21 protein-coding genes and 3 tRNA genes are annotated in these 24,357 nt (G+C 64.0%); 9 read left to right on the plus strand and 15 right to left on the minus strand.

Annotated elements, in window-relative coordinates; translation table 11 throughout:
* Positions 1–167: 167 nt before the first annotated feature.
* Both tsf and rpsB read right to left on the minus strand, forming a co-directional pair.
* Positions 168–1,004 carry a translation elongation factor Ts gene (gene tsf, locus RF641_RS03385; RefSeq protein WP_047121193.1) on the minus strand — a complete coding sequence of 279 codons (837 nt, stop codon included), beginning with the start codon at positions 1,002–1,004 and terminating at the stop codon, positions 168–170.
* A gap of 141 nt (positions 1,005–1,145) precedes the next feature.
* Positions 1,146–1,961 (minus strand): 30S ribosomal protein S2, encoded by an 816-nt coding sequence (gene rpsB / locus RF641_RS03390; RefSeq protein ID WP_047121036.1) that lies wholly within the window; start codon positions 1,959–1,961, stop codon positions 1,146–1,148.
* Positions 1,962–2,163: 202 nt separating this feature from the next.
* Here rpsB and RF641_RS03395 point away from each other — a divergent pair, with 202 nt between their 5' ends.
* Entirely contained in the window at positions 2,164–2,883 is a 720-nt protein-coding gene (locus tag RF641_RS03395) for a M23 family metallopeptidase (RefSeq protein ID WP_342352843.1), read from the plus strand.
* A gap of 102 nt (positions 2,884–2,985) precedes the next feature.
* Here RF641_RS03395 and RF641_RS03400 read toward each other — a convergent pair.
* The 7 genes from RF641_RS03400 to RF641_RS03430 all read right to left on the minus strand — a co-directional run bounded on the left by RF641_RS03400 (position 2,986) and on the right by RF641_RS03430 (position 9,098).
* Positions 2,986–3,059: transfer RNA gene (locus RF641_RS03400), tRNA-Ile, on the minus strand.
* Between the two features lie 98 nt (positions 3,060–3,157).
* On the minus strand, positions 3,158–4,345 hold the full coding sequence (locus tag RF641_RS03405; RefSeq protein ID WP_047121034.1) for a glycosyltransferase: 1,188 nt from the start codon (positions 4,343–4,345) through the stop codon (positions 3,158–3,160).
* Positions 4,346–4,394: 49 nt separating this feature from the next.
* Positions 4,395–5,315 carry a DMT family transporter gene (locus tag RF641_RS03410; RefSeq protein ID WP_424572497.1) on the minus strand — a complete coding sequence of 307 codons (921 nt, stop codon included), beginning with the start codon at positions 5,313–5,315 and terminating at the stop codon, positions 4,395–4,397.
* A 69-nt stretch (positions 5,316–5,384) separates the two neighbouring features.
* A complete protein-coding gene (locus tag RF641_RS03415; protein WP_052772603.1) occupies positions 5,385–6,227 on the minus strand; it encodes a phage holin family protein in 843 nt (280 codons plus the stop codon).
* A gap of 269 nt (positions 6,228–6,496) precedes the next feature.
* Positions 6,497–6,569 (minus strand) — tRNA-Asn (locus RF641_RS03420).
* A gap of 96 nt (positions 6,570–6,665) precedes the next feature.
* Positions 6,666–7,781, minus strand: coding sequence for a glycosyltransferase family 4 protein (locus tag RF641_RS03425; RefSeq protein WP_047118261.1), 1,116 nt, complete (start codon positions 7,779–7,781; stop codon positions 6,666–6,668).
* Between the two features lie 51 nt (positions 7,782–7,832).
* Positions 7,833–9,098 carry an MFS transporter gene (locus tag RF641_RS03430; protein ID WP_047118260.1) on the minus strand — a complete coding sequence of 422 codons (1,266 nt, stop codon included), beginning with the start codon at positions 9,096–9,098 and terminating at the stop codon, positions 7,833–7,835.
* Between the two features lie 334 nt (positions 9,099–9,432).
* Here RF641_RS03430 and RF641_RS03435 point away from each other — a divergent pair, with 334 nt between their 5' ends.
* The 3 genes from RF641_RS03435 to RF641_RS03445 are packed head-to-tail and all read left to right on the plus strand — an operon-like array spanning position 9,433 to position 14,620.
* Complete coding sequence (locus tag RF641_RS03435) at positions 9,433–10,953, plus strand: pyridoxal phosphate-dependent decarboxylase family protein (RefSeq protein WP_424572498.1); 1,521 nt, start codon at positions 9,433–9,435, stop codon at positions 10,951–10,953.
* Positions 10,950–12,260 (plus strand): lysine N(6)-hydroxylase/L-ornithine N(5)-oxygenase family protein, encoded by a 1,311-nt coding sequence (locus tag RF641_RS03440; RefSeq protein WP_231735982.1) that lies wholly within the window; start codon positions 10,950–10,952, stop codon positions 12,258–12,260. Before RF641_RS03435 ends, RF641_RS03440 begins: the two co-directional genes overlap by 4 nt.
* Before the next feature lie 8 nt (positions 12,261–12,268).
* A complete protein-coding gene (locus tag RF641_RS03445; protein ID WP_424572499.1) occupies positions 12,269–14,620 on the plus strand; it encodes a GNAT family N-acetyltransferase in 2,352 nt (783 codons plus the stop codon).
* A 56-nt stretch (positions 14,621–14,676) separates the two neighbouring features.
* On the opposite strand, the gene RF641_RS03450 is transcribed toward RF641_RS03445, so the two are convergent.
* Complete coding sequence (locus RF641_RS03450) at positions 14,677–15,306, minus strand: maleylpyruvate isomerase family mycothiol-dependent enzyme (protein WP_047118258.1); 630 nt, start codon at positions 15,304–15,306, stop codon at positions 14,677–14,679.
* Positions 15,307–15,487: 181 nt separating this feature from the next.
* On the opposite strand from RF641_RS03450, the gene RF641_RS03455 reads away from it, so the two are divergent.
* From RF641_RS03455 to RF641_RS03470, 4 genes are read left to right on the plus strand one after another with little or no spacing between them, the layout of a single operon-like run.
* A complete protein-coding gene (locus RF641_RS03455; protein WP_047118257.1) occupies positions 15,488–15,823 on the plus strand; it encodes a PadR family transcriptional regulator in 336 nt (111 codons plus the stop codon).
* A 3-nt stretch (positions 15,824–15,826) separates the two neighbouring features.
* Positions 15,827–16,198, plus strand: coding sequence for a DUF1048 domain-containing protein (locus tag RF641_RS03460; RefSeq protein ID WP_161447623.1), 372 nt, complete (start codon positions 15,827–15,829; stop codon positions 16,196–16,198).
* A 2-nt stretch (positions 16,199–16,200) separates the two neighbouring features.
* The gene (locus RF641_RS03465; RefSeq protein WP_424572500.1) at positions 16,201–16,965 is read left to right on the plus strand and encodes an ABC transporter ATP-binding protein; all 765 of its coding nucleotides are present in this window, start codon (positions 16,201–16,203) and stop codon (positions 16,963–16,965) included.
* 2 nt (positions 16,966–16,967) lie between these two features.
* Positions 16,968–17,735: an ABC transporter permease gene (locus RF641_RS03470; protein ID WP_424572501.1), complete on the plus strand. Its 768-nt coding sequence runs from the start codon at positions 16,968–16,970 to the stop codon at positions 17,733–17,735.
* A 75-nt stretch (positions 17,736–17,810) separates the two neighbouring features.
* Here the strand turns inward: RF641_RS03470 and RF641_RS03475 are convergent, their stop codons facing one another.
* Positions 17,811–18,632, minus strand: coding sequence for a DUF4190 domain-containing protein (locus RF641_RS03475; protein ID WP_113606693.1), 822 nt, complete (start codon positions 18,630–18,632; stop codon positions 17,811–17,813).
* A 196-nt stretch (positions 18,633–18,828) separates the two neighbouring features.
* On the opposite strand from RF641_RS03475, the gene RF641_RS03480 reads away from it, so the two are divergent.
* Complete coding sequence (locus RF641_RS03480; protein ID WP_053797608.1) at positions 18,829–19,650, plus strand: hypothetical protein; 822 nt, start codon at positions 18,829–18,831, stop codon at positions 19,648–19,650.
* A 54-nt stretch (positions 19,651–19,704) separates the two neighbouring features.
* On the opposite strand, the gene RF641_RS03485 is transcribed toward RF641_RS03480, so the two are convergent.
* The 4 genes from RF641_RS03485 to dusB form a co-directional block, all read right to left on the minus strand.
* Positions 19,705–19,780 (minus strand) — tRNA-Asn (locus tag RF641_RS03485).
* Between the two features lie 53 nt (positions 19,781–19,833).
* On the minus strand, positions 19,834–21,717 hold the full coding sequence (dnaG, locus tag RF641_RS03490; RefSeq protein WP_424572502.1) for a DNA primase: 1,884 nt from the start codon (positions 21,715–21,717) through the stop codon (positions 19,834–19,836).
* A gap of 9 nt (positions 21,718–21,726) precedes the next feature.
* Positions 21,727–23,010: a deoxyguanosinetriphosphate triphosphohydrolase gene (locus RF641_RS03495; protein ID WP_047118574.1), complete on the minus strand. Its 1,284-nt coding sequence runs from the start codon at positions 23,008–23,010 to the stop codon at positions 21,727–21,729.
* Positions 23,011–23,075: 65 nt separating this feature from the next.
* Complete coding sequence (gene dusB / locus RF641_RS03500; RefSeq protein WP_113606695.1) at positions 23,076–24,260, minus strand: tRNA dihydrouridine synthase DusB; 1,185 nt, start codon at positions 24,258–24,260, stop codon at positions 23,076–23,078.
* Positions 24,261–24,357 lie beyond the last annotated feature (97 nt).

The raw sequence follows: 24,357 nt of genomic DNA on the forward strand, positions 1-24,357 counted from the left end.
TTCTGTGGTGAGGGGATCATCCCGAGTCCCAAGCTACCTTGAGATCCGGGCTCGAGAAAAGGGAGGCGAGTCACCGAGTGTATGCTCGGTGCCCACCTCCCTTTTCTCTAGTGCGGCCGGCTAGCGGCCGCGAACACATTTCGTGCGATTGCCTTCGGCGGTGAAGCTTAGGCGCCTACGCGGAAACGAGCGAAGGCCTCAGCCTTGGTGCCGGCCTCTTCGAGAACCGAACCAACGGACTTCTTGGCATCCTTGGCGAAGGCCTGGTCAACCAGGACAAGCTCCTTGAAGAAGCCGGTCAGGCGGCCTTCAACGATCTTGGTCAGGGCGGCCTCTGGCTTGCCTTCGGCGCGAGCGGTCTCGTCAGCGATGCGGCGCTCGTCGGCAACCTTGTCTGCTGGAACCTCGTCGCGGGTCAGGTAGGTCGGTGCCATTGCGGCGGTGTGCACTGCAACGTCGTGGGCCACGGCAGCAGCAGCTTCCGAAGCGGAGTCGACAGCCAGCAGCACGCCAACCTGGGCAGGCAGGTCCTTGCTGGTCTTGTGCAGGTAAGCAGCAACGTGCTCGCCCTCAACGCGTGCTACGCGGCGGACAACAACCTTCTCGCCGAGGATTGCGCCCTCTTCGATGACGGTGTCGCCAACGGTCTTGCCGTCAACCTCGAAAGCCAGCAGGGTCTCGACGTCGGCTGCGCCCGAGGCGACAGCTGCGTCCAGGACCTTGTTGGCCAGGGTGATGAACTTGTCGTTCTTGGCAACGAAGTCGGTCTCGCAGTTGATCTCGATCATGACGCCGGCCTTGCCCTCGACCTTGGCGGCAACCAGGCCCTCGGCGGTCGAGCGGCCTTCGCGCTTGGTAGCGCCCTTCAGGCCCTTGACGCGGATGATCTCGATGGCCTTCTCGGCGTCGCCGTTGGCCTCGTCCAGAGCCTTCTTAACGTCCATCATGCCGGCGCCGGTGCGCTCGCGCAGTGCCTTGATATCAGCAGCGGTGTAGTTTGCCACGTGCAATCCCATTCAGCTAGGAGTTTCAAGTTAGTTTGCTCGTGGGACGGGTCGGATACCCAACCCGTCCCACGAGAGTGTGGAGTTTCCCTTCACAGCACGCTAGTGCCTAAAGGGAAACTCCAGAAGTCACGGAAGTGACTACTTGGCTTCTGGAGCCTCGGTCTCGGCAGCAGCCTCGGCCTTGGCCTTCTCGCCCTCGAGCAGCTCGCGCTCCCACTCAGCCAGTGGCTCAGCGGCGCCCTCGGTCTTGCCTGCAGCCTTGTTGTTCTTGGCAATCAGGCCCTCTGCCACTGCGTCGGCAACAACGCGGGTCAGCAGGTTGACGGAGCGGATGGCGTCGTCGTTACCCGGGATCGGGTAGGTGACTTCGTCAGGATCGCAGTTGGTGTCCAGGATGGCGACAACAGGGATGCCCAGCTTCTGAGCTTCGTCGATTGCCAGGTGTTCCTTCTTGGTGTCAACGATCCAGATAGCCGACGGGGTGCGGGTCAGGTTGCGGATACCACCGAGGTTGTTCTGCAGCTTGGTCAGCTCGCGCTTCAGCAGCAGCAGTTCCTTCTTGGTGTGGCCCGAACCGGCAACGTCGTCGAAGTTGATCTCTTCCAGTTCCTTCATGCGCTGAACGCGCTTGGAGACGGTCTGGAAGTTGGTCAGCATACCGCCGAGCCAGCGCTGGTTCACGTATGGCTGGCCAACGCGGTTAGCCTGCTCGGCAATTGCTTCCTGAGCCTGCTTCTTGGTGCCGACGAACAGCACCGAGCCGCCGTGTGCAACGGTCTGCTTGACGAAGTCGTAGGCGCGGTCGATGAACGACAGCGACTGCTGCAGGTCGATGATGTAGATGCCGTTGCGCTCGGTCAGGATGAAACGCTTCATCTTCGGGTTCCAGCGACGGGTCTGGTGGCCGAAGTGTACGCCGCTGTTCAGCAGCTCTCGCATGGTTACGACTGGCATGTCGCAACTCCTTTCAGCAGTAGCGGACCGGGCGCACGAACGCCCGCGGTAACTGCCCTAGTTGTTTGGGTTGTTGCAGATGTACATTGTGAACATCCGCCCTGGCATGAACCCCGGAATGCTTGGCATTCCGCACGCCGTCCACCGATTCTCTCGGACCACTGGAACGGCCGGCTTCCCCGCTTGCGCGAGGAAGAACTTCATGCGCGAAGTCAATTTCCTGCCCGGAGCATCCGATTTTGGACACACCTCTGACAGAAAACTGCACTTTTCAGTGTACTACACCCCCAGGGGCCGCTTCGCCCGAGAGCAAGGTGATCTAGCGCCCACCGCGCTGCCCACAATCAGCGGTGAATCCAACACCGGTCGGCCCGGGGCATCGCAGGGTGGATCCATGAAACCCCTTCGAGTACTCGCACTGATCCAACTGCTGATTTTGGGCATCATGCTGACTGCCGCGGGCACATCTGGCAACACGGCCGCACAAGGCTCCTTGCCCACAGCCGCCGCCCGCCCGGGATGGCAATGGCCGCTGGCCGGCGAGCCCGCAATCCTGACCCCGTTCGACAAGCCCGAACAGAAATGGCTCGCCGGGCACCGCGGTGTGGACCTGCGGGCAGCCGAGGACACAAGCGTGCTGGCACCCCACCGGGGAAAGGTCGCGTTCCGTTCCACGGTCGTGGACCGACCAGTGCTTGTGATCGACCACGGCTCTGGTTTTGTCACCAGCCTGGAACCTGTCAGCAGCGAGCTCGCGGCCGGCGCCTGGATCGAGGCGGGAGACAACGTCGGAACCGTGGCCACCGGAGCGCATTGCTCGAAGCGTTGCCTGCACTGGGGTGTCCGACTCGATGGCGAATACATTGATCCGGCGCTGCTTATCAGGGATCTGCGGCCATCGATCCTGTTGCCTTTGCATTAGGCTTGCGCCGTTTCAACAGGACTGCAGGCAATTCACTGAAGACTTGAAACCGAAAAATCGCCCGGCGATCTGCTGGCGCAGATCACCGGGCGACCCGAGATGTAGGGAGTGACGGACTTGAACCGACGACCAAGGGATTATGAGTCCCCTGCTCTAACCAACTGAGCTAACTCCCCATCCGCGAGCTTTCCTGAAGTTTCAGGGGAAGCACACTCGAAATATTCTAGGGCATCACCAGCCCAAACGCCGATTCGGCGCACGGGCCCGAACCCAATTAGTGCATGGTCACCTTGTGTCCGCGGTACAGGGCTTCAAAGGCATTCATTGTTTTCTCCTGCGCATGGTTCAGCACCTTGCGGTGCCCAGCCTTGCCCAGCTTGGCCCGGCCAGCTTCGTCGAGCTGCAGGACCTTCTCCAGCTTCTTTGCAAGGTCTTGCCGGTCGCCCGGGGTGAACATGTAGCCGTTGACGCCCTCATCTACCAGGTGCGGCAGGGCCATGGCGTTGGCCAGCACCACGGGCTTGGACGCGGACAGCGCCTCCAAGGTCACCAGCGACTGCAGTTCTGCGGTGCCCGGCTGGCAGAACACGTCGCAGCGCAGGTAGGCCTTGCGCAATTCCTCGTCCGATACATGGCCCAGGAATCGCACCCTGTCGCTGACCTTCTGCTCGGCCGCGATGCGTTCCAGGTTCTTGCGCTGCTCTCCGCCTCCGACAATCTCGAGAATCGCGTTCGGCACCGAGTGCATCAGCGGCAGTGCTTCAATCAACTCGTTGATGTTCTTTTCCACGGCCAGGCGGCCTGCGAAGAGAATGGTCGGCTCCGCGTTCTTGGAGACGGTCTCCCCTGCAGCCAGTTCGTAGTTCCCGACCTCGATCCCGTTGGACAGCGGAAGGACGTCCTTGAGCCGGGCTCGTTCGCGCATGGCCTTCGCGGCCAGTGGCGTCGGTGTGGTGACGGCTTCGGCGCGGCCGAAGATCTTTCCCATGTCCCGCCACGAGTTGTGCGCGACGATCTTCTTGAACCAGACCGGGAACGGGAGGAATGGATCCAGGTTCTCGGGCATGAAGTGATTCGTCGCGATGGAGCGGACCTTGTTCTTCCGCGCCCAGGCGATGGTGTGCTGGCCGATCATGTAATGGCTTTGCGCATGCACTACGTCAGGCTTGATCTCCGCCAGCAGCTTATCGATCTGCCGATTGACCTCCCACGGGAAAACGATGCGGAAATAATCGTGGGTCGGCACGGAGTGCGACTTCAGCCGGTGGACGATGGCCTCGTCGCGAACCTCGGTGTAGGTCCGGCCGGACTCGCCGCGCGCGGCCAAAACGTGGACCCGGTGTCCGCGTTCGTGCATGGCCGTAGCCAGGCGGTAGCAGAACATGGCGGCGCCGTTGACATCCGGCGGGTAGGTATCGGCGGCGATGACGATGGTCAGCGGTTTATCCTCGGCCACAAGCATCCTTTGTCGTTCAACATGTACAGATTCCATTGCGTGCTGCGAAGCACTGCTATTCTTGTTCGCCCTGCGGGCTCTTCCTGCCCTGCGCTGCATGCTTGGCCCGCCGTTCGATGACGTCGGGATGGTGCCTGGACAGGGCCACCACGCCGATGATTGCCAAAATGCCGGCAACCAGCATGGCCAGCGAGATCAATACCGGAACATCCGGCCGGAGCTCTCCGAGGATGATCACGCCGATGGCAATGCCGATGATCGGGTCGATGACGGTCAGTCCCGCGATGACCAGATCAGGAGGCCCCTTGGAGTAGGCCTTCTGCACGAAATACGAGCCGATCAAGCCTGCGACGACCACGGAGAGTCCGGCGAGCCACGGCAGCTTGGACAGGCTGGAGTCCCCCAGATCCAGGACTGCCACGGCAATCATGCGTACCAGCACGGCGACGAACCCGAACAGGATTCCAGCGCCGGCGATGTAGAAGAAGGCCCCGAGCTTTTTGTGGAACAGCACGGTGCACAGGGCCACCGCAACCACCACGCAGGCGAGGATGAATTCGATCAGGTGGGCTTCGGCCCGCGTCATGCTCTGGTTGGTATTCGTCACCATGATGGCCATGAGCACGAAGCCCACCGAGCCGACCATGCAACTGGCGATTGCCAGTACCGTGGGCCGGTTCATCGTCAGGTCGGATTCCCTGGCATTGACCAAGGCGGTGATGACCAAGGCGATGGCGCCGATCGGCTGCACGACCGTCAGCGGAGCGTTCGCCAGTGCGAAGACATTCAGCGCCATGCCCAGGACCATCAGGAGCAATCCGCTCATCCAGCGTCCGTTGGACACGAGCTTGCTGATGTTCCCGATCTTCAGGTCGAGCCCGCCCACTGAATTGCGCACGGCCATGGCTTGGAAATGCGCACCGAAGGCAAGGCAAAAGGCACTGCATAGAGCCGCTGTAATAGCGATCCAAACCATGTCAGTGCCTTTCTGGCCTTGTTGTTTTCATGCCGCGAGGCGTTGCGTGTCCGCCCTGGGCATCAAAGCCTAGGAGCGCTTGAAGAGCTTGCGGATCACAACCGCCAAGGCGGTTGCCGATCCTGCTGCTACGACGAGAGGTTTGGCTTTTTCCATGCGTTCTGCAGCGGCTCTGTCGGACTCCGATAGGTCTTCACCGGCAGTGGATGACGGGCGAACGAAGCTGCGTGCCTTGGCGGCGGCATTGCTGACGCGCTCACCGGTGCTCTCAGCGAAGTGGCGCACCTTGTCGACCTTGGCCAACGGAACCTGGATGCTTTCGCCGAGGTTGTCGCGCAGGGCCTGGATCTGGCGGCGGCGCCGCTTCGTGCGCAGGATGAGCTCGTCGGCGCTTGGTGCCGGAGGCTTCGGCTCGCTGGGCTTGGAGTCCTTGCCTTCGGCGTCTTCGGACTTCTTCTTCAGCGGTTCGTCCAAGGTGCTGACGTCGAAGTTGCTGCCGTCCTTGAGAACACCGATATCGTGGCGGATGCCGCGGATCGCTGCTTCAGGCTTGAGCGGCATGGCCTTCTTGATCTTGCGGTATCCGACGAGTCCCAGAATTGCGGCAAGGATCAGGAAGAATCCGGCCAAGATCAGCGCTGCTGCCCAGCCGGGGAGCCAAATTGCCAGTACGTTGATCAACGTGACCACGGCGGCAATGCCGAAAAGCAGGACGAGGACCAAGGCCGCGCCTGCCATGGCGCCGGCCATGCCCAGGCTGATGCCCTTGCTTTTGAGCAAGGTTGTCGCGAGCTTGAGTTCGTCCGAGATCTGCTGCGGAACAAGTTCCTTGAGGCCTTCAACTTGCGCTTTGGCACTCTTGACGCTCGACTTCAGACTTTCATCAGTCTGCGTCGATTCAGCTTCAGACATGGTTTCTCCATATTCTTGATCGCCGGATAACCGGTAGTACTCACGCTAGCACTCCAGTTGTCGCGGGCGACTCAGTCTTCAGGCGTAATACTCATGGCTCGATCTCATGCCACGGGTGTATCTGTTCTCGTTCGAAAGTCTATCGCCTGAAACCGGCTGACTATAAGCGATGCAAAAATTTGTGCGTGCCCTGACCAGTACCTGAGCACTTCTGTCTACGAAAAAGAGAAACCTCCCAATCACCACAGGCGATTGGGAGGTCTATTTCGCTCCTCCAACTGGACTTGAACCAGTAACCCTTCGATTAACAGTCGAATGCTCTGCCAATTGAGCTATGGAGGATTGCAACGAGATATACTTTATCACTGGCCAAGCCGGGTTTTCAAATCGGCGGCGCCCCCGCGCCCGATGGGTATTTTCGCCTTGAATTTCCGGGTTTCACCGCTTGGATCGGAAAGCTTTTCCCGCGCTCCCCCTCAACTTTGCCCTGTGATTTGAAGCATATTCCGCGAGCTCGATCAACTGGCGGGCAGAGCGCTCCCAGGAATAATTTTCTGCGCGCAGCACCGCGAGTCGCGAATACCGGCTCCAAGTCTCATGATCTGCCAACCGGCGCACTTGGTCCGCAAAACCTCGGGGGTCGTCTGGTGCGGCAAAGAGAGCTGCATCATCCGCGACCTCCCGGAAGATCGGCATGTCGGTGGCGACCACCGGAGTTCCCATGCTCATGGCTTCAACCAGCGGCAGCCCATAGCCCTCTTCACGCGACAAGGTCACCAAGGCGGTGCATTCTCCCAAGAGCTCTTCGTATTCCTGGTCGCTGACGCCGTTATGGAAGATGACCTTTGCCCCCTCGGGCATCTGTTGCTCAAGTTCGCTGCGGCGCTGCTCTGCGATTCCGCTCAGCAGGTGCAGTTCGAAGTCGGGCAAGAATTCCATGCCGGCAAGCAGCGTCTCGACGTTTTTGTATTCCATGAATGAACCCATGTACAGCAGGGTCTTCTTGGGCTCGGCAGTTTCCGAGCGCCGAGCGAAGGTTCCACTGGGCGCATTCGAGACCAATCCAATGTGCTTGCGCGTCAGGTTGTGCTTGCGCATCAGGGAGGCTGTCGTATTGGAGACCGTGGCCACCGCATCCGCCCGATTCAGGAGCCAGCGCTGCGGCCAATACACCTGGTGGAAGAGGAACCAGCCGAGCCGGATCGGAGCCGGCAGAAATTTCGGGGCATGGGGATGCGAATAATAGATCAGGTCATGCAGGGTCAGGATTACCGGGTATTTGCGACCGAAGGTTCCCATGGTCTGCATCGGCGAGAACACGACGTCGGGGTTCAGCTTGTTGACCTGCAACGCCACCAGCGGCTCCAGTGCGCTGGTTGGGGATGACACCTTCAAGTAGGGCACGTCCGGCAGCATCGGCAGTTGCCTCGGATCGTTGACCAGCATCGTGACCTCGGCCAGCTCGGAGGCCGCCGCGATCAGCCCTGCCGTGAAACGGCTGATCCCATCGTGGTGGGTAATGCGGGTATATCGGGCATCGATCACGAGTTTCACGAGGTGAGTCGCCTTTGTCGTTGGCAGCGTATGGGAAGTTAAGCCTATCCGCTACGGTTCGGGGACTTCTTCATCGACAGACGGATCCTGCGCACGCCGGCCCGCCATGGCGAGCGACAGGTAGCAAACCAATCCCAGGACGTTCGCCAGTACCCAGGCGCCCAAGGCCGCGCGAATTCCGAAGACCGCGCCGATCCCTCCACCGAGCAGGCCTCCGAGCGGCACGACGCCGAAGGTGAACAAACGACGTGCGCTGGTCACGCGCCCCAGCAGCTGTTCCGGGGTAATCTCAGCCACCCACGTTGCCATTGACACATTGAACACCAAGATGAGCACGCCCCATCCTGCGGCATGTACCACGAGCAGAATGATGGCCAGCGGCGGCGCAGCGAATCCGGCGGCAAGCACCACCCCCGATAAGACAATTTGTCCAGCGATGGTCGGCAAGGCGAGCTCGCGTGGCGTAAACTTTTCGGCCAACCGCGGTGCCAGCAGGGCACCTGCCAGCCCGGAGAGCCCGCCCAGCGCCGCATACAGGCCGAACCCTGCAGCGCCCAGCCCCAGCTCATTGATGATAAAAAGTCCTTCGACGGCGGAGCCGATCGCCAGTCCCAAATTGGAGAACGCGACGCTCAAGGTCAGCGCCTTGAGTACCGGGCTGTCCCACACGTATCGCAAACCGGCGGGGAAGGCCCCCTGTCGCGAAGCGCTTCCCACGGATTCAGTCTCGGTTGGACGCGTAGCTGTCTTCCCCCGGACCGCGCACGAGGTGCCGAAGGCCGCGAGCAGCAGGGCTGCGGCGGCAGCCAGCAACGGCGGAGCGCCCAAAAGCGCGAACAGCGTTCCCGCAGCTGCAGGAATGATGATGCTCAAGGCCTGGTCGGCGGCGGCCAGCCGCGCAATGAGCCTGGCCATCGATGTCCGCTCATCGGCCAGCGCCGGGGCGGCGGCCGCTTGGGATGTTTCGCTGAAAACGTTGCAGAAGCCCAGAAGTGTCGCCAAGACCAGCCCCAGCGCGACGCTCAGCGCCCCGGCGGCGCTGAGGATCAGCAGGCACACCATGAGCGCGACTTTGGCTCCGAGACCAAGCCGCAGAACCCGCAATGGCCCGAGCCGATCGACCAAATATCCCGCTGGGAGCGTGGCCGCCACGAACGCCAGCGTTCCCAGGGCGTTGAGCAGACCCATGTCGAAGGCGTCGGCTGCCAACGTGGAAATGAAGAGCAGTTCCACGGTGAAATCACCAAGATTTCTGCCAGCGGCGTCCGCAGCATTCGAGCGCAGCAGCATTCGTTGCGACTTGTGCAGATCAGGCATGCGGACCCTCCTTTGGTTACTGAAACTTACCAGTCAAGGTGCCATTTTTACCCTCTCATGCATGTCGATCGATTAGCTCAAAGTTTCAAGTTGACCGATTCGGCGGAAAACACTCCGTTACCGGCGCCGAGTCGGGCGCACGGAGCACTGAAACCACCAAGTCAAACGGGTGAGAAACCTGCTCCCATACCACAGAATGCTGGCCAACGACCCCTGCGTCACGAAACTTTCTATTCGAGTTACCCGGTTTGCATTAACTAATTATCCTATGTTGTTAATAGTTTTCGTTAGGTAAGCCTGACCATACATATCCGCCAAGCTGAGGAGCATACACATGGGTACGCCAATGCCTTCCATGCAAAGAGTCACCGTCGATTCGCCGCCCGGCGACAGCTCGCTGTTATGCGCGCAGACCGCGGCGCAATTCGAAACCGAGACCGCCCGCGTAGTGAGCCATGTGGCCGCGCAGCTATCCACCGTGGCCTCCCCCGCCACCGGCGCAACCCCAGATCAACTCCGGCCGGCCATCGAGGCGGTTGACCTGAACAGCCCGCTGGGCAATCTCACCGAGGCCTTGGAGGAAATCCAGCATCTCTACTTGCGCGATGCGATCTACTTCCACGACACCCGTTACGCCGCCCATCTGAACTGCCCCGTGGCTATCCCCGCGGCAGCCATCGAGGCAGTGGTCACCAGCGTGAATACGTCGATGGACACCTTCGATCAAAGCGCCGGGGCAACCTTGATCGAACGCAAGCTCGTGGACTGGACCGCCGGGCTCATCGGCTTCGATGTCCAGGGCGCGGATGGGATCTTCACCTCCGGCGGCACCCAATCAAACCTCCAAGCCATGCTGATCGCCCGGAACATCGCGGCCTCCAAGCTGGACGGTCCGCTGCCCCACCGCCTGTCGAGGCTCCGGATCTACTGCTCTGCCGATGCCCATTTCTCCATCCGTGATGCCGCCATGCTGCTCGGCCTGGGCAGCGAGGCAGCCGTAGCGATTCCCACCGACTGCCTGCACCGCATGGATCCAGCCGCCCTGCGCCGGCAGATCGATGCGGATCTGCAGGCGGGGCTGCAGCCGATGAGCATCAGCGCAACGGCCGGCACCACCGACTTCGGCGCCATCGATCCACTGCTCGAACTGCGGCGCATCGCCTCGGAGCACGGAACCTGGCTGCATGTCGACGCCGCCTACGGGTGCGGCTTGCTGATCTCCCGGCACCACCGCAGCCGTCTGGCCGGCATCGAATCCGCGGACTCCGTGACGGTGGACTACCACAAGTCGTTCTTCCAGCCCATCGGATCCAGCGCGCTCATTTTGGCCCGCGGCCGGGATTTCGGTTGCATCGCCCATTACGCCGAGTACCTCAATCCGCGCTCCGAAGCCGCTGGCAGCGCCAATCAGGTGGACAAGTCCCTGCAGACCACGCGCCGCTTCGATGCCCTGAAGCTGTGGACGACGCTGCGCACGCTGGGCGCAGACCGGCTGGGATCCATGTTCGACCAGGTGATCGAGCTGGCGGAGATGGCCGAGCGCGAGGTGGCCCTGCGCGACGAGCTGCGGCTGGCCGCCCCGGTGCAGCTGAGCACGCTGGTCTTCGCCTTCAACCCACCGCATCTTTCCTTGCCGCAGGCGCAGAAGAACCAGCTCGCCGACCAGATCCGCCACCGGCTCTATGCCTCCGGCGAAGCCATGATCGCCGCCACCACCCACGACGGCGAGCGCCTGCTCAAGCTCACCTTGTTGAACCCGAACACGTCCCTGTCCGATATCAGCGCCATCCTCGATGCCATCTGCAAGGCAGGACGCGAAGTACTTTCCGATTTCGAAGCTGGAGTATCACTGTGAAGCATTTTGACGTCATTGCCATCGGGGCCGGCCCCTTCAACCTCGGTCTGGCAGCGCTGGCCGAACCGCTGGACCAGCTGAGCCTGGCCGTTTTCGAAGCCCGGGAAACTATCAGCTGGCACCCGGGCATGATGCTGCCCGGGACCCACCTCCAGGTCCCCTTCATGGCCGATCTGGTTACCATGGCGGATCCTACCAGCCGGTTCTCGTTCCTGAACTACCTCAAGCAGCAGGGCCGCATCTACCCGTTCTACATCCGCGAAGACTTCTATGCCCTGCGCTCCGAGTACAGCGCCTACCTCGCCTGGGCCGCCGGGGAACTGGCCAGCGTCCACCTGGGCCACCGGGTGCTGGCGGTCGAGCACTCCGCGGGCAGCTACCGCCTCTCCGTGCTCAGCGCCGGGGGCGTTGACGAATTCAGCTGCGACAAGCTGGTGCTCGGCACCGGTTCCCAGCCCTACCTCCCGCCGGTGCTCGGCGAGGGCGCCGCGGCCCGCGCCGTCCATTCGAGCGATTACCTGAGCCATCGCGACCGCCTGCTGCAGCCGCGCACGGCACGCCCGCACGTGACCACCGTGCTGGGCAGCGGGCAGAGCGCGGCCGAGATCTTCCTGGACCTGCTGCGCAACCTGCCGGACGAAGACCACCTCATCTGGGCGACCCGTTCGGAACGCTACTTCCCGCTGGAATACACCAAGCTGACCTTGGAGATGACTTCGCCGGAATACATCGACCATTTCCATGCGCTGCCCCAGGAGTCGCGCGACCAGCTGGCCGCCGAACAAAAGGGGCTCTACAAGGGCATCAACGCGGACCTGGTTAACGAGATCTACGACGAGCTCTACGAACGCAGCGTGGCCGGCCGCCCCGACGTCCATTTGCGCACCGGGTGCGCCGCCACCGACATCCAGCTGCGGCCCGAAGGCCTGGCCGTGAAGCTGCGCCACGAACGCACGGCGCAGGATTTGTCTTTCGTCACCGACGAGCTGGTGATGGCCACCGGCTACAAGAGCCAGCTGCCCGATTTCCTGACCGGAATCAGCTCTCGGATCAACACCCTGCCCGACGGACGGCTGGACGTTGACCGGGAGTACGGGATCGGTGAAGACATTTTCGTGCAGAACGCCGAGCTGCACACCCACGGGTTCACCGCCCCCGATCTGGGGATGGGCGCCTACCGCAATTCGGTGCTGCTCAACCGGATCACCAGGAGCACCGCCTACCCGGTGGAAGAACGCATCGCCTTCCAGCGCTTCGGCGCCGCGTCCCTCGACACCCTGCCCACCGCAACGGCCACCCACGCCTAGGAGCACCCATGACTTTTGAATTCCGTACCGTCAGCCTGCCGCACGACACGCAGCTGCTGCATTCCTGGATCGCCACCGAGCACGCCGCGTTCTGGGGAATGCGCCACGCCACCGCTGCACAGGTGGAGTCGGCCTACGCGCAGCTGCTGGACACGCCGCGCTACCAAGTGCTGCTGGGACTGGAGCACCAGGATCCCCGCTTCCTGGTGGAACTCTACGATCCGCTGGAGTCCCCGCTGGCCGGTGCCTACCGCCACATTCCCGGCGATCTCGGTCTGCATTTCCTGGCCCCGGCCGCCACCGCACCCGAAGCGGGGTTCACCTACCGTGCCCTGGCCGCCGCCGTGCAGCAGGGCTTCGACGATCCGCGGGTGCAGCGGATCATCGTCGAACCGGACCTGCGCAACAAGTCGATCCATGCGCTCAATGCCAGGGTGGGCTTCAGGCCCGTTGGCCCGGTGCGGCTGACCGAGGCGGACGGCGGCACCAAGCATGCGCTGCTGTCGATCATCACCCGCGCTGAATTCGAACAGGCCACCGGTGCGGTACTGACCGGTACCGTGCTGTCCCCCGAGCGCTGGGAACGCGCCAACCGCCATGTGCTGGCCAAGGCGCTGGGCGAATTCAGCCATGAACGGCTGCTGGAACCGGCAGAGCACGGCGAGCAGTGGTACAGCCTGCACAAGGACGGGCACCGCTACCGGTTCACCGCCGGGCGGTACCGGATGAACCACTGGCTGGTGCAGCCGTCCTCGATCATCCATGAACGCTTCGCTGACGGTTCCTGGCAGCCGGCCGGGGTCGACGTGCTCGATTTCGTCACGCTCTACCGCCAGGAGCTCACCCTGAGCGAAGCGCAGCTGCCCACCTACCTGGAAGAGCTCTCCTCGACGCTCAGCAGCCACTGCTACAAGCAGTTGCAGGCCTCGCACTCCAGCGCGCAGCTGGCGCAGCTCGCCGGCACTGCAGCGCAGTCGTTCCAGCGGATCGAAGCGGCTATGACCGAAGGACATCCATGCTTCGTCGCCAACAACGGGCGCATGGGATTGGGCCGCGCAGACTACCTGCGCTACGCCCCGGAGACGGGAACGGCACTGCCCTTGGGCTGGGTCGCGGCCCACCGTTCGCGGGCGCATTTCAGCTCGATCGACACCTTGGACTACGATGGCCTGCTGGCCGATGAACTGGACCCGGGCGAACGCGCACGGCTGGAGGGGGTGCTGGAGCGCGCACTCCGCGACACCGGCGACACCGGCGACACCGCAGCGGACTACATCCTGATGCCGGTGCACCCATGGCAGTGGGAGAACAGGCTGTCCATCACCTTTGCGAACGACATCGCCGCCCGGAAGCTGATCTGGCTGGGCGCCAGCGCGGATCACTACCAGCCGCAGCAGTCCATCCGCACCTTCTTCAACGTCGATACCCCGCAACGGCACTACGTGAAGACAGCCATGTCGATCCTCAACATGGGTTTCATGCGGGGCCTGAGCGCCGAATACATGAAGGCCACCCCGGCGATCAACCAATGGCTGGGCGAGCTTTTCGAGAAGGACGCGGTGCTTTCCACCCAGCCGGTGGCGCTGCTGCGCGAAATCGCCGCGGTGGGATACCGCAACCCCCAGTTCGAGGCAGCCACCGACGCTTCGGCGGCGCAGCGCAAGATGCTTGCAGCCCTGTGGCGGGAATCCCCTATCGGCGCGCTGGCCGACGGCGAGCGCCTGGCCACCATGGCAAGCCTGCTGCACGTCGATGACCAGGGCCGGTCTTTCGCCGCGGCCTTGATCCGCAGCAGCGGCCTGGACCCCGAGCAGTGGTTGGCCGCCTACCTTGACGCGTATCTGGTTCCCCTGGTCCACTGCCTGGCCGCCTATGACCTGGTGTTCATGCCGCATGGCGAGAACGTCATCCTGGTGCTCAAGGACGGGGCGGTGCAGCGGGTGCTGCTCAAGGACCTGGGCGAGGAGATTGCGGTGCTCTCGGACAGGGTTGAACTGCCCGATGAGATCCGCCGGGTACGCACCGGCGGCGACCCGGTGCTGTCGATCTTCACCGATGTCTTCGATTCGTTCTTCCGCTTCCTCGCGCCGCTGCTGGATGCCGAAGAGGTGCTGGGCGAGGACGACTTCTGGCGCATTGTCTCCCAGCGCCTGCTGGGCTACCGCAGCGCGTACCCGTTATTCGCCGAGGACTTCGACCGGTTGGGGCTGTTCGTTCAAGCATTCCCGCTCTCCTGCCTGAACCGCCTCCAGCTGCGCAACAACCAGCAGATGCTGAATCTTGCGGACCAGTCCGGCGGACTGCTGTATGCCGGAGAGTTGGAGAACCCGTTGGCTTCGGCGCTCGTTGCCATGAAGTAGCCCTTTCTTCTCTACGGGCGCCACGCCGGGACCATGCTGTGTTCCGCTGCGGCGCCCTACCCGATGCGGGCGGCGAGGGCGGCGGCTCCGTCGCCCTCGAGCCGGGGGCAGGCTTCGCGCCGCCCGGCCATTGCCATCACCAGATCCAGCAGGCTTCCGCGCACTTCAGGGCCGGCCCCGGTGGCGAAATCATTGTCCAGCGCAACCAGGGCCAGCCCCTTGACCAGGCCCTTGCTGTTCACCGCGAAATCCTTGGCTGCGAAAAACTCTGCGACCTCCCGCACCGCCGGGGCCGATGGCTCCAAAGCCAGGTTGTTGGGCCGGGCAATGTCCTGCCCGTGCACCAGCACCTCGCCGAGCAAACCCTGGCTGGAGCCCAACGGGGCGATGCGGCGGGTGCGGGCCAGGCGATAGCGCGCCAAGGTTTCGGAGAAGTCCCGCCCCAGCTGGCCGGCCAGCAGCCGCGTGTTGTGCCGGTCGGTGTTGAACCCCGAGCGTGCCATGTTCACCAGCCACCCCGGGGTCGCGGTGGACCCCGCCGCGCTGAGGTGCGCGACCACGTGCTGCACGTCCCAGTCCTCGCACAGCGTCGGCAGCTCCCATTGCCCGGGCTGAAGCGCCGCCAGCACGTTGTCCAGGCGCTGGCGTTCCTCATCAATCAACCGCCATCTTGCTGCATCGTCCATGGTTCCCAGCCTAGTTAGTTGTCGGGGTCTTCCGACCGGAAAATTTGTGCGCGCCCAATTCCATGTGGGAACCGCGATTGCCCTGAACTGGAAAAAACTTCACTACTAAGTGTTGCTAACTACTACTACTGAGTTCTACTATCTACCTGTACTCAACATCGCTAAGTAGACAGGAGATGCCATGGGAACACAGATGACCGAAATGCTGAAAGGCACCCTTGAAGGCATTGTCCTCTCGATCCTCGCTGAACGCCCCGCGTACGGTTACGAGATCACCGCTGAACTGCGCGAACGCGGCTTCACCGACATCGCCGAAGGCACCATCTACGCACTGCTGATCCGCATCGAAACCAAGAAACTCGTCGCGGTGGACAAGGTCCCCTCCGCCAAGGGGCCGCCGCGCAAGGTCTTCACCCTCAACGATGCAGGCAGGGCCCAGCTCAGGGACTTCTGGTCCACCTGGAACGAGCTGGTCAGCCGCATCGACAACCTCCCCCACGAAAGTAAAGGACACTGAATCATGGCAGCCAAATGGATCGAAATGATGACCGGATCCCTGGAACAGAAAAAGCAGTACAAGCGCAACGTCGCGCGGCTGGAGGCACTGGCCTCCCCGTACAAGGAAACTGCCGCCGCGCTGCAGCGCTACTTCCTCTACCAGGGCGCAGTCACCGACGGAGACATCCTGGTCGCCATGCTCGGAGACCTGGCCGAGCTCTTCGAGGATGCCGCCGCGGCCGGCACTCCGGTACGCGACATCGTCGGTGAGAACCCGGTGGAATTCGCCGAGGAATTCACCGCGGCCTACGGAGGCCAGCGCTGGATCGACAAGGAACGCACCCGGCTGATCGAGGCAATCGACCAGGCCGAACGGAAGGAAGAAGGGCAGTAGCCATGCAGGCAATCGAGGTCCACGGGCTGCGCAAGTCCTACAAGGACCTGCACGTGCTGCGCGGGGTGGACCTGGCAGTGCCCGCCGGAAGCATCTACGCGCTGCTGGGGTCCAATGGAGCCGGCAAGACCACGCTGGTCCAGATCATCAGCACGCTGCTGTCCGCCGACGCCGGGCAGGTGCTGGTCAACGGTTTCGACACCGCGGCCCAGCCCCGCCAGGTGCGCGAGTCGTTGAGCCTGACCGGACAGTTCGCCGCCATCGATGGCGTGCTCACCGGCCGGGAAAACTTGATCCTGCTTGCCAGGCTGCGCCGGGATCCGGACCCGGAGCGGGCAGCCGACGCGCTGCTCGAACGCTTCGACCTCACCGAAGCCGGCGCCCGCCGGCCCTCGACCTACTCAGGCGGCATGCGCCGGCGGCTTGACCTGGCCATGGGCCTGGTCGGAGGCGCCCCGCTGGTGCTGCTGGATGAGCCGACCACCGGCCTTGACCCGCAGTCCCGGATCCAGATGTGGAACATCATCCGCGAGCTGGCGGCTTCCGGGACCACCGTGCTGCTGACCACCCAATACCTGGACGAGGCCGAACAGCTGGCGGACCGGATCGCCATCCTGCACGACGGCACCATCATCCAGGAAGGCACCCTGGCCGATCTGCGCAAGCTGCTGCCGCCGGCCACGATCGAACACGTTCTCAAGGAACCGACGCTGGAAGACATCTTCCTGACCTTCGTCGGCTCCGCCGGCGCCCCGGAAGGAGCCTGATCATGAGCATCGCCGCGCTGCACGACACCCGCATTCTCACCGGACGCTCGCTGCGCCACATCCTGCGCAGCCCCGACACCATCATCACCACCGCGATCACCCCGATTGCCATGATGCTGCTGTTCGTTTTCGTCTTCGGCGGGGCGATCAACACCGGAAGCAGCGAATCCTACGTGAACTACATGCTGCCCGGAATCCTGGCCATCACCATCGCCTCGGGCGTCGCGTACACCTCCTACCGGCTGTTCCTGGACATGTCCGAGGGCATGATGCTCAGGCTCCGCTCGCTGCCCATCTCCCGCTCGAGCATGCTGTGGGGCCATGTGCTGACCTCGCTGGCGGCCAACGCCGTCTCCTTGCTGCTGGTCATCGGCGTGGCCTTCCTGGCCGGCTTCCGGCCCCGGGCCACCGTCCTGGACTGGCTGGCCGCCGCGGCCCTGCTGCTGCTGACAACCCTGGCCTTGACGTGGATCGCGGTTATCGCCGGGCTCAGCGCCAAGACCGTGGACGGGGCCAGCGCGTTCAGCTACCCGCTGATCCTGCTGCCGTTCATCAGCTCGGCGTTCGTTCCCACCGATTCCATGCCGAGCGCAGTAGCCTGGTTCGCCGAGAACCAGCCGATCACCGCCATCGTTGATTCGCTGCGTTCGCTGCTCACCGGGGCCGCTCTGGATGCGTCGATCTGGGTCTCCGTGGCCTGGCTGCTGGGCCTGCTCGCAGCGGCATGGGTCGTCTCCCTGTTCGTATTCAGGAGCAAGACCCGCGGCTGAGGCCACGAGCGGACGATACGGCCAAAAACAAACAGCCGCAGGATTCAATCCTGCGGCTGTTCGTGCGAGCTGGATCTACTTGGTGGCCCAGAGGCCGGACTCGTCCTTGAAGGACAGCGTTTCGGTCACGCGGATCTTGGCGTCCTCGACCGCCGCGGCAGGCACGTCGAATGCCAGCTGGTAGGAGCCTTCGCCCCCGGCGGTCAGGGTCGGCACATCCGTTGCCGGGTGCTCAGTCACCGCCATGCTGCTCGTGGTGCTGTAGATGCGCGAATCGGAGCCGACCAGCTCGACCGTCAGGTCGATCCACGGGTCGCCCTCCTCGGCACCGTTGAATTCGGTGGTGAGGTCGACCAGCACGTACTGGCCCTCGGGCTTCTCGTTGAACGGATTCGCGGCGGCGATTTCCTTGTCGGCTTCCAGGTTCACCGCATCCACGCTGACCGTGTATTCGCCGATGCCGGCAGACTGCCCCAGGCCCAGAGCCTGGGCCGGATCCTGCGCCTGTTCCAGCACTTCCTCGGACGCGGCGACTTCGCCGTCACTGGCATCCTCGATGGTGGCCGACAGCTCGTCCAGCGCCTTCACGTAGGCGGCCTGGGTGGCGAAAACCAGCACGATGGACACGACGGCGATGACGGTCGAGGCGATGCCCAGTCCCTTGCCGCCGTTCTTCTTGGACGCGATGATCAGCGAGATGACGCTGAGGACCAGGGAGATGAAGCCCAGCACCGCGGCGAAGTTGTTGACGATCGGCACCCAGCACAGGCACAGTGCAACGATGCCGATGACCAAGGCCGCGACGCCCAGGCCCTTTCCGGCGGACGACTTCGCAACAGGGGCGGGTGCCGGTGCCGGCATCTGGGGGCCGGGGTCCAGCTGATTTCCAACAGACATGAATGATTCCTCGAGTGATGATGGCGCGCTCGGCGCACCGGGTTTCAGCAGCGGCAGAAGGTGCAGCCCTCCTGCCTGCCGAGGTCTTGAACGACCTGGAATTCATCATTCCAAGGGCAACCTACAGAATGGCCCCACTCGATATTCCCTCCCTTTCCCCTAGCCAGAGCCTGCCGCCCCGGTGCAGAATGCGGTTATGGGCAACATGACGGATCGTCCCCACGGACTGGAGACCCTGCGCTACGTGCGGCTGATGCTGCTGGTCGTGCCGTTGCTGCTGATCGTCGCGATTCTCATCTACGCGGTGGTGAACCACCGGATCGAGGACTCGATCAGCTCCTACTACCTCGGACCGGCCCGGGACCTGTTCGTCGCCATGGTGGTCGCCACCGGCATCCTGCTGGTCGTGTACTCCGGCGCGCCGATGGAGGATCTGGCCCTGAACCTGGCGGGGTTCTACGCCATGTTCGTCGCGCTGGTTCCCACCCGCTTCGAAGCCTCGCTGGCCCTGCTCGATGAGGCGGGGCGTTCACGCGCCGTCCTGTCCGTGCGCGTGGCCATCATCGCGGTGCTCATCGTCACCGCGGTCTTTGCCTATCTGGGCCGGCGGACCCGGCGCTGGCCGAGCCCCGACCTGCTGGGCACGCCGCGGCGGCGCTTCTTGATGATTTTGTGCGGGCTGTTGCTGGCAGCATTCTTGCTGCTGGTCATCTGGCGGGTTATCGAGGGAACGTACTTTGCCGGCGTCCATATCACCGCGGCGTTCCTGCTGGTGTGCTCGATGGCTGTGGCCATCGCCAGCCATCTGGGAACCGGGGGCCTGTGCGACGGCGACACCAGCGGTGGACGGCGGACCCACTACGCGGCGATCCTCTGGCTGATGGGAGCGGGCCTTGCCGCTTGGCCGGTCCTCGTCTGGCTGGGGGTGCGGCAGGCGGTGTTCATCGTTGAATGGTTCCAGATCGGGCTGTTCGCCTACTTCTGGTACCTGGAATCGCGCAGGCTCTGGGAGCACTGATTTCCGGGGAAACAAAAATCTCCCAGCCGTGTGATACGGCAGGGAGATTTTCCTTGGCTCCTCCAACTGGACTTGAACCAGTAACCCTTCGATTAACAGTCGAATGCTCTGCCAATTGAGCTATGGAGGATTGCAACGAGATATAACTTTACCCGAGGTATTCCCGAATGCAAAATCGGTGCGCTAGGTTCCGCGAAGGATCCTCCGGCGCATCTCCAGCTCCATCAATTCCTTGTTGATCTGGGAATATTCGTTGCCGTCCGGATCCATCTCGGCGCGCTGCAGCTTGCCGATCAGCTCCGCCTTGCGATGTGTGATTTGAAGCTCAATCAATCCGTTGATGATGTCCGAGCAGTACCGATTCAGGTTGTGCTCGTCCAGCGCCGGAATGATGGTCACCGCAAGCTCGGAGACGAAACTGCGCAGCTGCTCGGGCACCTCCTCGCGGATGACCTCCACCCAGGAAGCGGCGGAGGCGCCCGCGGTGGAGGCCGCCACGATCCCGTCATGCACCGCGGCGTGGGCAGGGGCCATGAAGCGCGCCTCGTAGAAGGCCTGCCACTGCTCATCCGCCAGGCGCTGCGGCTGCTGGATGACAACTTCCAGGGCCTGGCGTTCAAGGCGCATCACCGGGTCGCGGCTGTCCGGGCGCTCGAAGGCGGGCGCCGCCTGGGCTCCCGGCGCGTGGCCCTGGGCGTGTGCCGGGGGCTGTGCCGCGGCGGCGTTGCGCGGCAGCTTGGCCCGCTTGATGGACGCTGCCACCGACCGGTTGACGTCCTCGTTGTTCATGCCCAGCCAGCCGGCCAGCTCGCGGGCGTAGGCCGGGCGGATCGCCGAGTCGCGGATCGCCGCGACGATCGGCGCGGTCTGGCGCAGCGCCTGGACGCGCCCCTCCACGGTGTCGAGGTTGAACTTCTTCAGCTCCGCGCGGATGGCGAACTCGAACAGCGGGCGCTTGTTCTCGATGAGCTCGCGCACCGCCTCGTCCCCGCGGTGCAGGCGCAGGTCGCAGGGGTCGGCGCCGGTTGGCTCCACGCACACGTAGGTCTGGGCGATGAAGCGCTGGTCCTCCTCGAAGGCGCGCAGCGCCGCCTTCTGACCGGCCGCGTCGCCGTCGAAGGTGAAGATCACCTCGCCGCCAGTGCCGTCGTCCTGCAGCAGCCGGCGGGAGATCTTGATGTGGTCGGTGCCGAAGGCGGTGCCGCAGGTGGCCACCGCGGTGGTGATGCCGGCCAGGTGGCAGGCCATGACGTCCGTGTAGCCCTCGACCACCACGATCTGGCGTCCCTTGGAGATCTGCTTCTTGGCCAGGTCCAGCCCGTAGAGCACCTGGGACTTCTTGTAGAGCTGGGTCTCCGGGGTGTTCAGGTACTTCGGGCCCTGGTCGTCCTCGTAGAGCTTGCGCGCGCCGAAGCCGATGGTCGCCCCCGACAGGTCGCGGATCGGCCACATGACCCGGCCGCGGAAGCGGTCGTAGATGCCGCGGTTGCCCTCGGAGAACATGCCGGTGAGCTTCAGCTCCTCGTCCACGAAGCCGCGGCTGCGCAGGTGCTTGAGCAGCCCGTCCCAGCCCTTGGGCGCGTAGCCCACCGAGAAGTGCGCCACCGCCTGCTCGTCGAAGCCGCGGCCGGTGAGGAACTCGCGCGCCGCGGCCCCCTCTTGGGTTTCCAGCTGGGCGCGGAAGAACTCCTCGGCGACCTTGTGCGCGTCGACCAGGCGCTGGCGCTTGCCGTAGTCCTCGCGGCGCGGGCCCGGGCCGCCGTCCTCGTAGTGCAGCTCGTAGTTGATGCGGGCGGCCAGCAGCTCGACGGTCTCGGTGAACGAGGAGTGGTCCATCTTCTGGATGAAGGCGATGACGTCGCCCGACTCCCCGCAGCCGAAGCAGTGGAAGGTGCCCAGCTGCGGCCGGATGTGGAAGGAGGGGCTGCGCTCGTCGTGGAACGGGCACAGCCCCTTGAAGGAGCCGATGCCCGCGGATTTGAGCGTGACATAGGATTCGACGACCTCGCGCAGGTCGGTGCGGTTGCGCACCTCGTCGATGTCTTCGCGCTTGATCAGCCCTGCCATGATTCCCTTCTAAAACAGCGTTGCGTCCGGGGCCTCGCCCTTGACCAGGTAGGAGTGCCACTGGGTGGCCGACACGTCGGTGAGCGAGGCAACCTGGTCGATCACCACGCGCAGCTGCGCGTCCGTATCCGCCGCGTCCTCCCAGTCCGCGGCGAAGATGGGCTCCAGGTTGTCCCGGCCGGTCTCCATCAGCAGCTGGACCAGTTCCGAGAGCAGCGTGCGCTGGTCCTCGTAGAGCGGCTGGCGCCCCTCAGAAGTCATCACGTAGCTGGCGGCGATGCCCTTCATCACCGCGATCTCGTGCGCGGTGGCTTCCGGGACGATCAGGCTCGCGTTGTAGCGGGTCAGGTGCCCGGTGCCGTAGCGGGCGCGGGTGGCGTCCATCGCGGCCGCGGCGAAGCGCCCGATGAACTGACTGGTCATGTCCTTCAGCCCTGCCATGGAGCGGCGCGATCCGTCGAAGTGCGCCACCCATTCCTGGCTCTGCTCCAGGCGGCGCAGCGCCGCCTCGATGTCCTCTTCCGCGGTGGTGGGCAGGTACCAGTCCTTGGTGACCTGCAGCGCCCGCGCACGGGCAGCGTCTTGCTTCAGCCAGCGCAGCTGCAGGTTGCCGCCGACGATGGCGTCCTCCACATCATGCACCGAATAGGAGATGTCATCGGCCAGGTCCATGACCTGGCCCTCCATGCACACCACGCCGGTTTGGGCCTCGGGCACCGAGCGCAGCCAGTCGAAGACCGGTGCGTCATCCGCGTAGACCCCGAACTTGCGGGTGGGTTTCCCGTCGACCTGCGGAGCGTCGGCGCGCAGCCACGGGTACTTGCAGGCAGCGTCCAGCGAGGCGCGCGAGAGGTTCAGCCCGGCCGAGTGGCCGTTGTGCCTGAAGGTCTTGGTTTCCAGCCGGGTCAGCAGCCGCAGGGTCTGGGCATTGCCCTCAAAGCCGCCGATGCCAGCGGCCAGCTTGTCCAGCGCCTTCTCGCCGTTGTGCCCGAAGGGCGGGTGGCCCAGGTCGTGGGCCAGGCAGGCGGTGTCCACCACGTCCGGATCGCAGCCCAGCGCGGCGCCCAGCTCGCGGCCCACCTGGGCCACCTCCAGGGAATGGGTCAGCCGGTTGCGCACGAAGTCGTCCTGGGTCGGGGCGACCACCTGGGTCTTGGCGCTCAGCCGGCGCAGCGCCGAGGAGTGCAGCACGCGGGCGCGGTCGCGTTCGAAGGCGGTGCGGTAGGATTTCTTGGCCGGCTCGGGCACCCAGCGTTCCGCATCGGCATCGGTGTATCCGGGGATCTGAGTCATAGCTCCAAGTCTAGTGACTAATTGGCGGGCCGCCGGGGTTATCCACCGTCGGCGTAGAAGCTGGCCTAGCCGCCGGAGATGTCCAGCTCGGCGGCCTTGATCATTTCGCGGTGCGCATCGGTCATGGTGCGGGTGTCCAGCCAGCCGTCAGGGACGTGGGTCTTCTTGGGGTGGCCGGCGCGTCCACGGGTGCCTTCGGCGGCCTCGCCCGGGTACGGCAGGTCCAAATCCAGCTGGTCCAGCAGTTCGCGCAGGCGCGCAAGGGACGGGACCTGGGCCAGCTGGGAGCGGATCTCCCCGCCCACCGGGTAGCCCTTGAAGTACCAGGCGATGTGCTTACGGATGTCGCGCATGCCCTTGCCCTCGTCCTCGAAGAACTCGGCCAGCAGCTCGCCATGGCGGTACACGGTGTCCGCGACCTTGCGCACGCCGGGGCGGATGCGGTCGGCACGACCCTCGAAGGCCGCCTGCAGGTCGCCGAAGATCCACGGGCGGCCCTGGCAGCCGCGGCCGACCATGACGCCGGCGGCGCCGGTCTGCTCCACCATCTCGATGGCGTCCTCGGCGCTGAAGATGTCGCCGTTGCCCAGCACCGGCATGTCGTCCATGGCCTCGCGCAGGGTGGTGATGGCCGACCAGTCGGAGTGGCCGGCGTAGTACTGGCCCGCGGTGCGCGCGTGCAGGGTCACCGCGGCGGCGCCGTGGTCGCGGGCGATCTTGGCGGATTCCAGGTAGGTCTGGTGGTCGTTGTCGATGCCGGTGCGGATCTTCACGGTCAGCGGGACATCTCCCTTGGCCGCCTCGCGGGTGGCCGCCTCGATGATCGAGGTGAACAGGTCGGTCTTCCACGGCAGGGCCGAGCCGCCGCCCTTGCGGGTTACCTTGGGCACTGGGCAGCCGAAGTTCAAGTCGATGTGGTCTGCGCGGTCCTCTTCCACCACCAGGCGCACGGCGGCGCCGACGGTGGCCGGATCCACGCCGTAGATCTGGATGGAGCGGATGTCCTCGTCGTCGTCATGGGAGATGATGCGCATGGATTCCGGGTTGCGCTCGACCAGCGCGCGGGCGGTGACCATCTCGGTGACATACAGCCCGCCGCCGTATTCGCGGCACAGCCGGCGGAAGGCGCGGTTGGTCACGCCGGCCATCGGGGCCAGCACCACCGGGGTCTCGATGGTGAGTTTGCCCAGCTGCAGCGGGGGCAGCTTGAGGGTCGGCGTTTCGCTTTGCACATCAGTCAGGGTCGTCACCACTCCATTATCGCCCATGGGGGCAAATCCAGTGGTGAGATCTTGATCAAACCGCAATGTCACAGTACTGGTTTATCAATCCGCGGTAGTAGAAAAT

The sequence above is a fragment of the Arthrobacter sp. 'calajunan' genome (assembly GCF_046940185.1).
Lineage (GTDB): Bacteria > Actinomycetota > Actinomycetes > Actinomycetales > Micrococcaceae > Glutamicibacter > Glutamicibacter soli.